This window comes from Pseudomonas sp. Pseusp18 (assembly GCF_059506005.1).
In genome coordinates this window covers 2,337,187-2,353,268 of sequence record NZ_CP169240.1, presented here as the reverse complement: position 1 = coordinate 2,353,268, position 16,082 = coordinate 2,337,187, and the positions used below count along the sequence as shown (strand labels likewise).

Annotated in this window: 11 protein-coding genes; 5 read left to right on the top strand and 6 right to left on the bottom strand. The window is 62.1% G+C overall.

Annotated elements, in window-relative coordinates; translation table 11 throughout:
• Positions 1 to 170: 170 nt before the first annotated feature.
• The 5 genes from ACEN9A_RS10635 (at position 171) to ACEN9A_RS10615 (ending at position 7,363) form a co-directional block, all read left to right on the top strand.
• Entirely contained in the window at positions 171 to 2,018 is a 1,848-nt protein-coding gene (locus ACEN9A_RS10635; RefSeq protein WP_258674167.1) for an amidohydrolase, read from the top strand.
• 198 nt (positions 2,019 to 2,216) lie between these two features.
• On the top strand, positions 2,217 to 3,935 hold the full coding sequence (locus ACEN9A_RS10630) for a hydrogenase maturation protein (RefSeq protein ID WP_258673542.1): 1,719 nt from the start codon (positions 2,217 to 2,219) through the stop codon (positions 3,933 to 3,935).
• 219 nt (positions 3,936 to 4,154) lie between these two features.
• Positions 4,155 to 5,018: a LysR family transcriptional regulator gene (locus tag ACEN9A_RS10625; protein ID WP_258673541.1), complete on the top strand. Its 864-nt coding sequence runs from the start codon at positions 4,155 to 4,157 to the stop codon at positions 5,016 to 5,018.
• A 114-nt stretch (positions 5,019 to 5,132) separates the two neighbouring features.
• Complete coding sequence (locus ACEN9A_RS10620; RefSeq protein WP_258673540.1) at positions 5,133 to 6,278, top strand: SRPBCC family protein; 1,146 nt, start codon at positions 5,133 to 5,135, stop codon at positions 6,276 to 6,278.
• A complete protein-coding gene (locus ACEN9A_RS10615; protein WP_258673539.1) occupies positions 6,275 to 7,363 on the top strand; it encodes an SMP-30/gluconolactonase/LRE family protein in 1,089 nt (362 codons plus the stop codon). The genes ACEN9A_RS10620 and ACEN9A_RS10615 overlap by 4 nt, the downstream gene beginning before the upstream one ends.
• Positions 7,364 to 7,498: 135 nt before the next feature.
• Here ACEN9A_RS10615 and ACEN9A_RS10610 read toward each other — a convergent pair whose 3' ends face one another.
• From ACEN9A_RS10610 to lexA, 6 genes are all read right to left on the bottom strand, one after another.
• Positions 7,499 to 7,741 (bottom strand): DUF465 domain-containing protein, encoded by a 243-nt coding sequence (locus ACEN9A_RS10610; protein WP_019649197.1) that lies wholly within the window; start codon positions 7,739 to 7,741, stop codon positions 7,499 to 7,501.
• Between the two features lie 176 nt (positions 7,742 to 7,917).
• Positions 7,918 to 9,981 carry a hybrid sensor histidine kinase/response regulator gene (locus ACEN9A_RS10605; RefSeq protein ID WP_258673538.1) on the bottom strand — a complete coding sequence of 688 codons (2,064 nt, stop codon included), beginning with the start codon at positions 9,979 to 9,981 and terminating at the stop codon, positions 7,918 to 7,920.
• 319 nt (positions 9,982 to 10,300) lie between these two features.
• Entirely contained in the window at positions 10,301 to 13,399 is a 3,099-nt protein-coding gene (locus tag ACEN9A_RS10600) for an error-prone DNA polymerase (RefSeq protein ID WP_408981108.1), read from the bottom strand.
• Entirely contained in the window at positions 13,375 to 14,790 is a 1,416-nt protein-coding gene (locus tag ACEN9A_RS10595) for a Y-family DNA polymerase (RefSeq protein WP_258673532.1), read from the bottom strand. The genes ACEN9A_RS10600 and ACEN9A_RS10595 overlap by 25 nt, the downstream gene beginning before the upstream one ends.
• A gap of 7 nt (positions 14,791 to 14,797) precedes the next feature.
• Positions 14,798 to 15,415 carry a translesion DNA synthesis-associated protein ImuA gene (gene imuA / locus ACEN9A_RS10590; protein ID WP_258673530.1) on the bottom strand — a complete coding sequence of 206 codons (618 nt, stop codon included), beginning with the start codon at positions 15,413 to 15,415 and terminating at the stop codon, positions 14,798 to 14,800.
• Positions 15,415 to 16,032, bottom strand: a complete 618-nt coding sequence (lexA, locus tag ACEN9A_RS10585) for a transcriptional repressor LexA (protein WP_258673528.1) — start codon at positions 16,030 to 16,032, stop codon at positions 15,415 to 15,417. Before lexA ends, imuA begins: the two co-directional genes overlap by 1 nt.
• Positions 16,033 to 16,082: the final 50 nt, after the last annotated feature.

Genomic DNA, 16,082 nt, shown 5'->3' with positions numbered 1-16,082 from the left:
TCAGACATCGGCTGTTTGCCCTCGCTTCTTTTATGAAGAACTGTGTGGAGAGCACTGCCATGAGCCCACCTGACGAGCACAATGACTTCAGTCGCCGCCGTGTACTGCAAGGTCTTTCGGCAGGCGCCATCGGTGCCTGGATCAGTCCGCTAACCGCAGGGAGTAAAACCATGCCCGACACCCCCGCCGACCTGATTCTGTACAACGGACGCCTGCACACCGTCGACCGCAAGAAACCCCAGGCCAGCGCCGTCGCGATCAAGGACGGGCGCTTTGTGGTGGTCGGCAGCGATGCCCAGGCCATGGCCCTGCAAGGCCCCGGCACACAAATCGTTGACCTGCATGGCCGCACAGTGATTCCCGGCCTCAACGACTCGCACCTGCACCTGATCCGTGGCGGCCTGAACTACAACCTCGAATTGCGCTGGGAAGGCGTGCCGTCCCTGGCCGATGCCTTGCGCATGCTCAAGGATCAGGCCGACCGCACACCCACGCCGCAATGGGTGCGGGTGGTCGGTGGCTGGAACGAGTTCCAGTTTGCCGAAAAACGCATGCCGACCCTTGAAGAACTGAACAAAGCCGCGCCGGACACTCCGGTATTCGTCCTGCACCTCTACGACCGCGCCCTGCTCAACCGTGCCGCACTGAAAGTGGTCGGCTACACCCGCGACACGCCGAACCCGCCGGGCGGCGAGATCCAGCGCGATGCCAATGGCGACCCCACCGGCATGCTGATCGCCCGCCCGAATGCGATGATCCTCTACTCGACCCTGGCCAAGGGGCCGAAGCTGCCACTGGAATATCAGGTCAACTCGACCCGCCAGTTCATGCGCGAACTCAATCGACTGGGTGTCACCAGCGCCATCGATGCCGGCGGCGGTTATCAGAATTACCCGGACGACTATCAAGTCATCCAGCAATTGGCCAAAGACCAACAGCTCACGGTGCGCATTGCCTACAACCTGTTCACCCAGAAACCCAAGGAAGAACTGACCGACTTCAAGAACTGGACCAGCACTTCCCATTACGGCCAGGGCGATGACTTCCTGCGGCACAACGGCGCCGGCGAGATGCTGGTGTTCTCGGCAGCGGATTTCGAAGACTTCCTCGAACCACGCCCGGACCTGCCGCAAACCATGGAGCAGGAGCTGGAACCGGTGGTGCGGCATCTGGTGGAGCAGCGCTGGCCCTTCCGTTTGCACGCCACCTACAACGAATCCATCGGCCGCATGCTCGACGTGTTCGAGAAGGTCAACCGCGATATTCCGTTCAACGGTTTGCCGTGGTTCTTCGATCACGCCGAAACCATCACCCCCCGGAACATCGAACGGGTCAAGGCCCTGGGTGGCGGCATCGCCATTCAGGACCGCATGGCGTTCCAGGGCGAATACTTCGTCGACCGTTACGGCGCCAAAGCGGCCGAAGCCACGCCACCTATCGCACGAATGCTCGCCGAGGGCGTACCCGTGGGCGCCGGCACCGATGCCACGCGCGTCTCCAGCTACAACCCCTGGACCTCGCTGTACTGGCTGGTCAGCGGTCGCACCGTCGGCGGGCTGGCGCTCTACCCGCAAGGCTTGAGCCGCGATACCGCACTGGAACTGTACACCCACGGCAGCGCCTGGTTTTCCTCCGAACAAGGCAAGAAAGGCCAGATCAAAGTCGGGCAACTGGCGGACCTGATTGCGCTGTCGGCGGACTACTTTCACATCGAAGACGAAGCCATAAAGTGGATCGAGTCGGTGCTGACCATTGTCGACGGCAAGATCGTCCACGGTAGCGTCGAGTTCGAAAAACTGGGGCCTCCGCCAATCCCGGTGGTGCCTGAGTGGTCGCCGGTGGTGAATGTACCGGGGCACTGGAAACCCCTGGCGCCAATGACCGCGCAAGTGCACCAGTGTGTGGGCGCTTGCGCGGTGCATGCCCACAGCCATGAACGGGCGCGGTTGTCGTCGGCGCCGGTCAGTGACTTTCAAGGGTTCTGGGGGGCGTTTGGCTGTTCGTGTTTTGCGTTTTGAAAAGAGAAAAGATCGTCCGAACGCGGCCCGAGCCTTCGGACGAACTTTTGATTTTGAGCCTCTGCAACACTCGCTGACACAAGCTTGATCTCGATCAGTTGCCCTCCCCCCCACACTCTCTACTATCGCTCTTCCATCGAAGGCCAAGGACGGCTCATCGGGAGCCTGCGGCCGATCATTCTCAAGGAAGAGTCAATCATGCGGTCATTGAAAATCATTCTGCTGGCATCGGCGTTCAACGGCCTGACCCAGCGGGCCTGGCTGGACTTGCGTCAGGCCGGTCACTCACCCAGCGTGGTGCTGTTCACCGATGAAGACTCGGTGTGCGAACAGATTGAACACTCCGGCGCCGATCTGGTGATCTGCCCGTTTCTCAAGGATCGGGTACCGCAGCAACTGTGGAGCAACCTCAAGCGCCCTGTGGTGATCATTCATCCGGGCATCGTCGGCGACCGTGGCGCCAGTGCGCTGGACTGGGCGATCACCCGTGAACTCAACCGTTGGGGCGTGACCGCGTTGCAAGCGGTGGAGGAAATGGACGCCGGGCCGGTCTGGGCCACTTGTGAATTCAACCTGCCTCAGGGTCTGCGCAAGTCCGAGTTGTACAACGGGCGCGTCAGCGACGCGGCAATCGCCTGCATCCGCGAAGTCGTGGAAAAGTTTATCGACGGTTTCGAGCCAGTGCCTTTGGACTACAGCCAACGCCATGTGATTGGCCGCTTGCAGCCGAACATGAAGCAAGCTGACCGGATCTTCAGCTGGCACGACAGCGCACACTTCATCAAACGCAGCATCGACGCCGCCGACGGTCAGCCTGGCGTATTGGCCAGCCTGGCCGGCGGTCAGTATTACCTGTATGACGCTCATCTGGATTCGCGTAGCGGCACGCCGGGAGAGATTCTCGCGGTGCACGACGATGCGGTGCTGGTCGCGACCGGTGATCACAGCCTGTGGATCGGTTCGCTGCGACGCAAACCCCGGCCCGGCGAAGAAACCTTCAAGCGTCCGGCCCGGCATGTGCTCGCCGAACAGCTTGCGCAAGTCCCGACCCTTGATTGGTCGATCGCCTCTCAGCCGTTTAACAACGAAAGCTATCAACCGATCCGCTATCGCGAGTCGGGGCATGTCGGCGAGCTGACCTTCGAGTTTTACAACGGCGCCATGAGCACCGAACAGTGCCAACGACTGGTGGAGGCCCTGCGCTGGGCCAAGTCCCGGAACACCCAAGTGCTGCTGATCAAGGGTGGACGCGGCAGTTTCTCCAACGGCGTGCACCTCAATGTGATCCAGGCCGCAGCGGTTCCGGGGCTGGAAGCCTGGGCCAATATTCAGGCGATCGACGACGTCTGCCAGGAACTGCTCGACGCCCGGCAACTGGTGGTCAGCGGCCTGACCGGCAATGCCGGGGCCGGTGGCGTGATGCTGGCGCTGGCTGCCGACATCGTCTTCGCCCGGTCCGAGATCGTGCTCAATCCCCATTACAAAACCATGGGCCTGTACGGCTCCGAATACTGGACCTACAGCCTGCCCCGCGCCGTCGGCCCGGCGATGGCGGAAAAACTCACCGAAGACTGCCTGCCGATCAGCGCCACCCAGGCCTTGCAGTTAGGCCTGGTCCAGGAAATCGGCCCGCGCTGTCCGGACGAGTTTGGCCTGTGGCTGTTGCAGCGCGCCAATGGAGCGTTGAGTGATCCGGCGTACCAGGCGGTGCGTGAGCGTAAAAACCGGTTCGATACTCAATTGATGCAGCACTGCCGCAATGCCGAGCTGGAAGAAATGCACCAGGACATGGTGAAAAACCGTAAACAGTTCGCCGAGAAGTGCCGTAACTTTGTGCTCAAGCGCAAGGCGTGTGGCACACCGCAGCGGTTGGTGGCCGATTGGGCGGTGGTGAAGGAGATTGAGTTAGCGGACTGATTGTTTGGCACGAGATGATTAGGTCGGGCAGTGAAATCTGTGGCGAGGGAGCTTGCTCCCGTCCGGCTGCGCAGCAGCCGTAAACCATCCGATGAGATGCATCTGAAACAGGCTTGGGGCCGCTTCGCGCCCCAGCGGGAGCAAGCTCCCTCGCCACAGACGGTATCGGAAGACCATGGCTGCTCTTACAATGCCCGCACCTCCCTCATCGGCCTGCCCATGGACATCGACCTCGCCCGCACCTTTCTGGAAATTGTCCGCCACGGCAGCCTGGCCGCGGCGGCTGAAAAGCTGCACGTCACCCAGACCGCGATCACTGCCCGGGTGCAGAAGCTCGAAAGTCAGCTGGGCAGCACGCTGTTCGTGCGCAATCGCGCCGGTGCGCGCCTGACGCCGAACGGCGAAGCTTTTGTGGTTTACGCCAATCAACTGGTGCAGACCTGGGAAGCCGCTCGTCGCGACTTGCCGCTGCCCGAGGGCTACCGCGACGTGCTGCACATCGGTGGCGAGGTCAGCCTGTGCAACCCGCTGATGCTCAGTTGGGCCGGGGAACTGCGCGAGAAGATTCCCAGCCACGCCCTGCGCATGGAAATCCGCGACGGCGAAAACCTGCTGCGCCAACTGGAGTTGGGGGTGTTGGATGCGGCGCTGGTCTATCAGCCCGAATACTGGCCACGCCTGCAAGTCGAGCAGGTGCTGGAAGAAAAACTGATCCTGGTACGCTTGGCCGGAAAACCCGATCCTTACGTGTATATCGACTGGGGCCCGGATTTCCGTCGTCAGCACGATGCGGCGCTGCCGGAAAAAGCCAAGGCAGCCCTGAGTTTCAACCTCGGCCCGCTGGCCTTGCAATACATCCTGGAAAACGGCGGCAGCGGCTATTTCCGCACTCGGGTGGTCCAGAGTTACCTGGAAAACGGCTTGTTGGAACAGGTGCCCAAAGCTCCGGAGTTCAGCTACCCGACCTATCTGGTTTACTCCAGGGACCGCGACTCGGCGACCCTGCAACGTGCATTCGACCTGCTGCGTGAAGTGATCAATACGGACGACGACTGGTCCCAGCGCTGGAACCCGCTGACCTGACACCATACGGGCGTCTTGCACCGGAGCATGGCGCTTGTGTCCTCAAGGTTCGGCCTGCCTGTGCGGCGGGATCGGCTAATCTGCTGGTTATAACAATAACCACAGGTGAACTCAGTGAGGCAGACCACCGAAGCGTTCCGCGCGCGCTACCGTGCCGATATTCATCCGCTCTACAACCCTTGGTTGCACGGTGCCTTTGTGTTGCTGTTCGGGTTGCTGGCCATCGGTGGGTTCTGGAGCACGGTGCATCAGGTGCAACCGCTGGAATGGCTGGCGGTGCCGCTGACCCTGTTGTTTTTCAACTTAGGCGTGTACGTCGTGCATCGGCATCTGGGGCACCACAAAAAGAGCCTGGCGCGGATGTTCTACGCCCGTCACGCCGGTGACCATCACAGCTTTTTCACCCCCGGCCACATGACCTGTGACAGTGCCCGGGACTGGCGGGTGATTCTGTTTCCAGCCTGGCTGATCGTGTTGCACACCCTCGTCATCACGGCGCCTGTCTGGTGGCTGCTGGCTCAGTTCAATAGCAACGTCGCGGGGCTGTTTGGCGGCTGCATGGTGCTCGGTTACCTGACCTACGAGGTGTTCCATGCCTGCGAACATCTACCGCCCGGCAACCCGGTGACGCGTTTGCCGTGGATCCGCCAGATGCGCCGTCTGCATGAGCTGCATCACCGTCGTGAGCTGATGCAGGAGCGCAATTTCAATATCGTGTTGCCCCTGATGGACTACCTGTTCGGCACCCTCTACTGGGAACCGGAACAAACGCCCCCGCACACGACGAGAACGTCCATGACCCGTATGCAGCATGTGATCGACATCGCTGGAAACCCAGTGGCTGTGCTCGCCTACGCCAGCACCGCGACCCATTGGCCGCAGTGGCATCCGTCCTCCCTCAAGGTCGACGGGCAGAGCGGGCCGTTGTATGCCGGAGCACGGTTCGAGGAAGACATTCGGGCCGGCGGGCGTGAGGGGCACTTGAGCTGGGAAGTCGACGAATACCTGCCCGGACGCCGCTGGAGGGCTCAGGCCCGGGGCGATCATGGTCTGTCGTTGGTGGTGACTTACGAGTGTGAGGTTGAGGGCGATGACACGCGGTTTGTCCGCACCCTGGAGTATCACTTCAGCGGCCTGGGGATGCGCATTGCCAATCGCCTGTTGCTCAAGCGGCGCATCGAGCGCGAATCGGCGGAGTCGATGCTGGCGTTACGCGAGATGGCGCATAAACATCTGGCCCTGGCAGGAGTCAGCGCATGAAAAGACCCCTCAAGTTTCGGCATTTATTGCTGCTGCTGATCATCGTGATCAGCGCCTTGCTGTTTCTATTGCCGACCAAGGTTCAACCGGTAGCCTGGACACCGCTAACGGCGCCCTCCCTCGTCGATGGCATCTACGCCGACAATCAGCGACTCAAAGGCGTGAAACGTGTCGGTGCTGCTGACATCGACGGCCCTGAGGCGTTGCTGCTGGAGAAAGACGTCCTTATCACCGGCCTGCATGACGGCCGGTTGATTCGCACCAGCCTCGACGGCAAAACCACCCAGGTGCTGGCCGATACCGGCGGCAGGCCGCTGGGCCTGGCGCGGCACCCCAATGGTTTGTTGGTGATCGCCGACGGGGTCAAAGGTTTGCTGTCGCTCGACACTCAGGGCCGGTTGATTCCATTGACCACCACGGCCAACAACCTGCCCTTCGGTTTTACCAATGACGTGGCCATCGACAAGCCCGGGCATTACGCTTATTTCAGCGACTCCTCCAGCCGTTGGGGCTACGGCAAGGACGGCGAGGCGATCATTGAGCACGGTGGCGACGGCCGTTTGCTGCGTTATAACTTCCAGACCGGCATTACGGCGGTCCTGCTGGACAAACTGGAGTTCGCCAACGGCGTGACACTGGGGCCGGACGACGCGTTTGTGCTGGTCAATGAAACCGGCGCCTATCGCATCAGCCGCTATTGGCTGACCGGGCCGAAAGCCGGCACCCACGATCTGTTCATCGACAATTTGCCCGGGCTGCCGGACAACCTGGCATTCAATGGCCGCGACCGTTTCTGGGTGGCACTGTATGCACCGCGCACTGCACTGCTCGACACCACGGCGCCCTACCCTCTGGTACGCAAAATGATCGTGCGGGCGATGACTATCCTGCCCAAACCCCTGGAGAAACGCGCCTTCGTCCTGGGCCTGGACCTCGACGGCAAAGTGATTGCCAATCTGCAGGACGCCAGCAGCGGCAACTACTCACCCATCACCACCGTGCGCGAATATGGGGACTGGTTGTATCTGGGGTCGCTGAAAGCGCGGCATATGGCGCGGTTGCCGTTGAGTGCAACATTGAAATAGAGGGTGTAGCCAAAAGATCGTCCGAAGGCTCGGGTCGCGTTCGGACGATCTTTTGATTTTGAATCAACGCAGATCTCGTATTGATCCCCGTTCCAATTGTTCAGTCACCGGTCGTCGGTGATTCTGCACAGCGTCTCAGGACGGCGTCTTAAGTCGCTCAGCGATCTTGTCCTTGACCTGCACACGCTTCTCCTTGAGCTTCTTCAGTACCTCATCGCTGGGCGCATCCGATTGTGCGGACTCGGCCTTCACCACCTCTGCGTCCGCCTGGATGTACTTGTTGAGCAGTGAATCCAGTAACGGATCCTTGGTGCGTTTTTGCTGGATCTCTTCCTTCGTGCAGCGCAAGTCCTGATAAAGGTCATGGGTCACCGGCATGGAACACCTCCGTTTGTTAATCGGTGGCAAACGTGATCGATGGCGTTCGCCAACTATCAGAATGGCCTCGCTTACCCGGTTCTGTCGACCGTCTATCAGACCAGCGGTGTCCGTTCGTCGTCCTGTCGCCAACGCGATATCCCCCTTGCCCGAGCACCTGGAAAGCCCCCCTTGAATCAACCACCGAGTACCGTACGAACCATTCGTGTCAGCGCCTCGGGACCATAAGGTTTACTCAGCAGATAAGTGTCGGAGCTGAGTTGGTGATCGCGCGAAATGATGTCGCGGGTGTGTCCGGAGGTAAACAGCACCGCCACTGGAGGGTTTTGCACCTTGGCCCAGGCGGCCAGGTCCGGGCTTTTGATCAAGCCGGGCATGACCACGTCGGTGAAGATCAGGTCCACTGTCGCGCCGTCGAGCAACATCTGCATCGCCAGGTCACCGTTGGCCGCAGTCAGAACCTGATAGCCCTCTTCGCACAACAAGTCCACGGCCGAACTGCGCACCGCTTCGTTGTCCTCGACCACCAGAATGGTTTCATGCCCGCCCCGGTGCTGCGGAGCATGGCGCATTGTTTCGTCAGGCAACGGGCGCAAGCTGCGAGGGAAATACAGCTGCACCCGAGTGCCCCGCCCGACGACACTGGAAATCTCGATATGCCCGCCGCTCTGTTTGACGAACCCGAACACCATACTCAACCCCAGGCCGGTGCCTTGACCATCAGCCTTGGTGGTGAAAAACGGCTCGAAGGCCTGTGCAAGCACTTGCGGCGGCATGCCGACGCCTGAGTCCGCCACCGTCAGGCAGACATAATCGCCAGCGACGATGCCCTTGCCGGCGCAAAACTTGCGGTCGAGGACGATGTTCTCTGCGCTCAGGGCAATGGTCCCCTCGCCGTTCATGGCATCTCGGGCGTTGATCGCAAGGTTGAGAATGGCGTTTTCCAGTTGATTGCAGTCCACGTAGAGGCGCCATGGATCGTCAGGTGCGGACACCTTGATCTGGATCGTCTCTCCCAGCGCACGTTGCAATAATTCCCCGAGGTCTTCGAAGATCTGCCGTGGGTCGCATACGGCCGGTGACAACGGCTGACGTCGGGCAAAAGCGAGTAATTGCGAAGACAATTTGGCCCCGCGCTCGACTGCGGCAATCGAGGCGCCGACCCGGCGCTGCACGTTGGCGTTGTCCGGCTCGTGACGCGCCAGCAAGTGCAGGTTGCCGGCGATCACCTGTAACAGGTTGTTGAAGTCATGGGCCACCCCGCCGGTGAGACCACCAATGGCTTCGAGCTTCTGTGATTGACGCAGCTGCTCTTCGGCCGCCAGCCGCGCCTCGACTTCTTCAGCGACTCGTTGCTCCAGGTTGCGGGTGAACTTGAGCAAGGACTCTTCGGCAATCTTGCGTTCGTGGATGTCGATCAACACCCCGGGAAAGCGCAACGCTTCACCTTGCTCATTGAACTCGCAACACCCGCTGGCGAGCACCCACAGGTAACTGCCATCGGGACGCAGAACCCGATATTCGGCGTTATAGGGCACGCCGGTTTCCACCGACTGATTCATCCGCTCCCGGGCCCAGCTGCGATCATCGGGATGGATCTGCATTTGGGCGATGGCCGGTGGCAGGTTGGCCAGGTCCTGGCCTGGCGGATAGGAAAACGTGCGGGCGAATCGCTCGTCGCCCGATAGCACATCAGCCTTGATGTCCCAGACAAACGAGCCGAGCAAAGCCCCGGCATTGAGGGCCAGGCGAACCCTTTCATTGTCGGCACGGTAGGCGTTTTCGGCTTCCTGGCGTCGGCGTTCGGAAATCACATGGTCAGTGGTTTCGACCACCATTGCCATGACCCCGGCGGGACACCCGTCATCATCGGCGACCGGGCTGTAGTAAAGGTCCATCCAGACGTCTTCGGGAACGCCGTCGCGCAGCAATACCAGGGCTTTGTTGTGATAGGACAAGGTGCCGCCCGCAAGGCAGGTGTCCACCACTTGCCGATTGAATTCGGCGACCTCCGGCCAGCCCAACTCCACCGGGGAGCCCAGCAGGTAAGGATGGCGGCCACCGGCAAATCTTGAGTAGGCGTCGTTATAGATCATGTAACCGGGGCGGCCCCACAGCATCACCATCGGCAGCGGTGAAGCAAGCAGTAACTGCACCGCGCTGCACAGACTCCCGGGCCAGGTGTCGATGCGACCGAGTTCGGTCAGGCTCCAGTCGAACGCACGGATACGTTCGGCCATTTCGCCGCTCCAGCCGGTACATCCGTGGCTATTGTCTAGAAACTGCATCGACTGGCCTATGCCTTGTGAATGACATGTTTTCAGGCAGTGCGAGGAGACTGTGCGTGCCCGTTTGTTTTCGAGCATCGCCGACGCCAATGGTTTCATAGGTATAGCTGATTCTCGACCGGACTCTATCGCAACCGTATTTCGGAGAACGTGATTGCTTCTGTAGGAGCTGCCGCAGGCTGCGATCTTTTGATTTTGCTTTTTAAAGGTCAAGATCAAAAGATCGCAGCCTTCGGCAGCTCCTACGCATGTATTCAGTCAATGTTGAGGCTCAGCGGAAATCCCGGCTGCGCACATGGATACCGTCGAGCAATGAACTCAGGTCGCTCAAGCGTCCGGCAATCAGGTGCCGCACCTCGCCCACCTTTTCCCAGCGCCCGTCGACCTTGAGCAATTGCGAGCCGACCAATACCTGCCGTTGCCGTTCGGCCAGGTCGCGCCAGACCACCACGTTGACGTTGCCGAATTCGTCTTCAAGCGTCACGAAGGTCACACCGCTGGCGGTTCCCGGACGCTGCCGACCGGTGACCAGCCCGGCGACGCTGACCGGACGCCCATGCTCGACCATCAGCAATTCCCTGGAGCTGCGACAGCGCCGGGCCTTGAGTTCCCCCCGCAGCAACGCCAGCGGATGCGGGCCGAGGGTGCTGCCGACACTGGCGTAATCGGCTTGCAGGTCCTCGCCCACGGTGGGTTTGGGCAGCTCCACTGCCGGCTCTTCCTGACTCGGCAGACCGGCAAACAAACCGAGCTGCTTCTGCACCCCCGCCACCTCCCAGCGCGCCCGATGCCGGTCACCGGCCAGCCCGCGCAGTGCACCGGCATCAGCCAGTTGTTCCTGGGCGCGAGCATCGAGTCGTGCCCGTTCGCCAAGGTCGGCGATGTCGGCAAACGCCCCTTTCGACCTTGCCATCTCGATGCGCCGGGCATCGTCTTCGCGAAAGCCCTTGATCATTCGCAGCCCCATGCGAATCGCCGGCTGCGCGCCGATGATCGGTTCCAGGCTGCAATCCCAGTCGCTGGCCCGCACGTCCACCGGGCGAATCTGCAAATGATGGCGACGGGCGTCCTGGAGAATCTGGTCCGGGCTGTAGAAACCCATGGGCCAGCTGTTGATCAGCGCACAGGCGAAAGCTGCCGGCTCGTGGCATTTCAACCAGCAACTGGCGTAGGTCAGCAAGGCGAAACTGGCGGCGTGGGATTCGGGAAAACCGTAATCGCCGAAGCCTTTGATCTGCTCGAAGATCTGCGCGGCGAACTCCGCCGTGTAGCCGTTTTTCTTCATACCGTCCGCCAAACGTTCCTTGTGCGGTTCCAATCCGCCATGGCGTTTCCAGGCCGCCATGGAGCGGCGCAATTGATCGGCCTCGCCGGGGCTGTAGTCGGCGGCGACAATCGCGATCTGCATCACCTGTTCCTGGAACAGCGGCACGCCCAGCGTACGCTTGAGCACCGCTTCAAGTTCTTTCGACGGGTATTTCACTTCTTCTTCGCCCTTACGCCGCCGCAGATAGGGATGCACCATCCCCCCCTGAATCGGCCCCGGACGAACGATCGCCACCTCGATCACCAGATCGTAGAAGTTCTTGGGTTTGAGCCTGGGCAGCATCGACATCTGTGCCCGGGACTCGATCTGGAACACCCCGATGGTGTCCGCATGGCCAATCATCTCGTAGGTTTGCGGGTCTTCGGCCGGCACCGTCGCCAGGCTCAGGTCACGGCCTCGGTGCCGACGCAGCAGATCGAAACAACGGCGAATCGCGCTGAGCATGCCCAGCGCCAGAATATCGACCTTGAGCAGCCCGACCGCATCCAGATCGTCCTTGTCCCACTGGATGATGGTGCGTTCGGCCATGGCGGCGTTTTCCACCGGCACCAGGCTGTCCAGAGGCTGCTCGGAAATCACAAAACCGCCAGGGTGCTGAGACAGGTGCCGGGGAAAACCGATCAGTTGCTGGGTCAGGCTCAGCACTCGACGCAACACCGGGCTATCGGGATCGAACCCCCCTTCACGCAGACGCTCGACGGGCGGCGCCTGATTACTCCAGTGGCCGCAACAGTCGGCCAGGGCGTTGACCTGATCCGGCGGCAAACCCAACGCCTTGGCCACGTCGCGGATTGCGCCGGCACCGTGGTAAGTGCTGACCACCGCCGTCAGCGCCGCACGAGCCCGGCCATAACGCTGAAACACATACTGCAGGACTTCTTCGCGCCGCTCATGCTCGAAATCCACGTCGATATCCGGCGGTTCGTTGCGCTCCCTGGAGAGAAAGCGCTCGAACAGCAGCGTGCTGCGATCCGGGTCGATCTCCGTGATCCCCAGCACGAAGCACACCGCCGAGTTGGCGGCAGAACCGCGGCCCTGACAAAGGATGTGTTGCTGGCGGGCGAAATTCACAATGTCGTGAACCGTCAGGAAATAACTCTCGTACCCCAGCTCGGCAATCAGCTCCAGTTCTTTGTCGATCTGCGCCAACACCTCGGCCTTGGGGCTTTTTTCCCAGCGCCAGCGAATCCCCTTTTCTGCCAGCACCCGCAGCCAGGACGTGGCCGTGTGCCCCTCGGGCACCAGTTCCCGGGGATATTGATAACGCAACTGACCGAGGTCGAAAGTACAGCGTCGGGCGATGTTCAGGGTCTCGTCGAGCAGCGCCTGCGGGTAGAGATCGCGCAAGTCGTCGAGGCCGCGCAAATGCCGTTCGCCGTTGGGGTGCAGACGCAACCCGGCCTCGGCCACCGGCAGGTGATGGCGGATCGCGGTCATGGTGTCCTGCAAGGCGCGCCGGCCCCGGGTGTGCATGTGTACATCGCCGCTGGCCACCGCCGGGATTCGCAGCTCCCGCGCCAGGGTTAGCAGCGCCGCCAGTCGCCGGGTGTCGTCCTGCCCGCGATGTAACTGAACGCTCAACCACAGGCGCTCGGCGAAGGTCTGCTTCAGCCAATGGCCCTGCGCAAAATCATCGACGGCGTCCGGCGCCCACAACGCCAACAGCCCCGGCAACGGCTCGCTGAAATCCTCCCGCAGCACCTGATACTGGCCTTTCTGCGTGCGGCGTCTGGCGCGGGTAATCAGTCGGCACAGGGCTTGATAACCTTCGAGGTTTTCCACCAGCAGCACCAGTTTCGGGCCATTTTCGATACGTATTTCGCTGCCGATGATCAGCGGCAACTCCACGGTCTTGGCCGCCTGCCAGGCACGGACGATACCCGCCAGCGTGCATTCGTCGGTGATTGCCAGCGCTTGATAGCCCTGCTTTTTCGCCCGTTGAAAAAGCTCAAGCGCACTGGAGGCACCGCGCTGGAAACTGAAGTTGGACAGGCAGTGCAGCTCGGCATAGTCGACGCTCATGCGAACCAGCCTTGCAGCCACAACGGACCGTCTTCGCCCACCGCCCGATAGGCCCAACCCTGCTGACCGGAACGGGTTTCGATCAGGTAGTAATCGCGGCGCACGTCGTCGCCGTCCCACCAGCCGGACTCGATGCGCTCCGGCCCCATGAGGATGCGCGTCGAGCTTTCGTGTACCGCCTGCGGTTCAGTCAGCAACCAGCCCGGGCGTTGCACGGCAGGCAGCCCCTCGCAGGCCTGGCTGTCGACAGTCGTCTGCCACGCGCATTCCGGCCGGTGATCGGCCTGGAAGCGCAAGCCCTGCACCGCGTCATCCCCCAGCCGTGCGCGCAAGCGTTCACGCAGTTGCTCCCAGGGCAAGGACTGCTGCGGACGGTCGTCGAACAACTCCTGACGCTGGGGCACGAAGGCCGGCAGATCTTCGGCGCGCAGACGAAAACCGCGCACCGGGGCTTCGACCTGAACCTGTTCCAGGCGCCCCCGGGCCAGTTCGAACAGCATCGCCGGATCGCGCTCGGCGCTGAGCAGGCCGACCTTGATCACGGTGTCCGGCAAGCCGGCGTGTTCCAGGTGCAGGTCGAAACGTTGCACGCCGCTGTCCCGGCCGCAGAGGAACGCCGACAGATCGCCGGTCAATCGTCTTAAAGGAAACAGCAACGCCTGATGGGATTGCACATCGAAATTGAGTTCGATGCGCACATCGAAACGGTCCGGCGGCAGGTAAAACGCCAGCGCCAGCCGCCGCTCACCGAACAGGCTGTCCAGATGCTTGAGCACCTGGGCCTCGAAACGCCGGGCCAGGCTATGCCGGGGCAGCGCCTGCACCTGACTCAAGGTGCGCAGCCCCATGCGCGATAACGCCGTAGCAACGCTGGGCTCCAGGGCAATGCGATCGACGGGCAGTTGCCCGAGGTGATGCTGCAAGGCGTCATTGTCCGGCACCACCAGACCGTCATAAACGTTGGCCAGCACCCGCGCCGCCACCGGGTTGGGCGCGGCGACAATCCGATGGCGAAACCCCAGCTCAGCGAGCTCGGCGCGCAGCCGCGCCTCGAACTGCGGCCAAGGGCCGAACAAGCCCAGGCTGGATTCGATTTCAAACACCACGGCGCGCGGATAATGCACGCTGACCTGGGAGCTGAACCGATAGGCCCAGGCGGCCAGGAACTGCTGCCAATGTTCGATTTCGGCGGCATCGTATTCGGCGGAGACGAACCCTTTGCTCAGCGCCTGGGCGGCGGTCATCGACTGACCGGGTCGCAAACCCAGCGCCCGTGCCGCACCGTTGACCGCTTGCAGCACCCGCCGCTGGGCCGGGCCGGTCAGCAGCGCCAACGGCTCATCGGGGTCGGGGCGCTGACGCAGTACCGCGTCCAGCGCCAATTGCGGGAAGACAATGCACACCCAGCGCATGGCAACCTCAATGCCCCACGGCAAAGGCAATTGGCGCCGAACGGGCCAGCCCGCCCCGGCACTTGAGCACCCGCAACTGAGCAGGCTTGGCGTCGATGGCGATGCGCAGGGCCGCTGGCGACGGGTTGATGGCTTCACTGAGCGAGCGATAGGCGAATGCCAGGGTCTGCCCGGTTTCGGCCGCCACCTGCAAACGTCGCAACGCCCGGTCGTCGGCCTTGTGCGGCCAGCACAACACCGCCCCGCAACTGCCCGAACGCAGGCATTGTTCCGCCGCCCACAGCGCATCGCGCTCGCTGGCCTGGATGATCGACAACTGGCGCAGATCGACCCCGGCGTTCTGCCAGGCCTGGGGATACGGCACGTAGGGCGGCGCCACCAGCACGATGCGCTCGCCCGCCGCCGACAGCCGTGCCAGCGTCGGCCACACCAGTTGCAACTCACCCACGCCCTGCCCGGCCAGGAGGATTTCGCTCAGCGCCGCTTCCGGCCAGCCACCGCTCGGCAACGCCGCATCCAGCGCCGCATGCCCCGTGGGTTGCGGGCTGACGGTCAGTGGCGCAGGCCGGCCCTTCCAGACCTGGCCGCCATTGAACAGCGTATCCAGCGCAACGACGGCGCCCATCACCCTTGCCTCACCAGACCACAGAACACGCCTTCGATGGCCAGCTCCTGATCGGATCGAACAATGATCGGCTGGTAAGCCGGATTGCGCGGCAACAGGCGAACGGCATCACCGACCCGCTCGAAACGCTTGATGGTGACTTCGCCGTCGAGCCGCGCCACCACGATCTGGCCGTTGAGCGCTTCAGGATTGCGCCGCACGCCCACCAGATCGCCGTCGAGAATGCCGTCCTCGATCATCGAATCACCCTGGACCCGCAGCATGTAATCCGGCACCCGCGAGAAGATCGACGGATCGAGCAGCAAGCGGCTGTGGACCTCGGCATCGGCACCGATCGGCGCACCGGCCGCCACGCGGCCCAGTACCGGAACGTCCAGCAGCTCGGGCCGCGGCGGCTGGTTCAACAAGCGGATGCCGCGCGCCTGATGCGGATTGACCTCGATGAAACCCGCCTCGGTCAGCGCCAGCACGTGCTTGCGCGCCACGCTACGGGAGGCGAAACCGAAGGCCTCGCTGATTTCAGCGAGGCTCGGGGGCTGACCGTGTTCGGCGATGCGATCGCGGATGAAGGTCAGGATGGCGGTACGGCGGGGAGTTAAAGTCGTCATGGAGTACATTTGTACTCTTTCGGCTTTTTCCTGGCAAGGACTTGTAGGAGCTGCGTAGG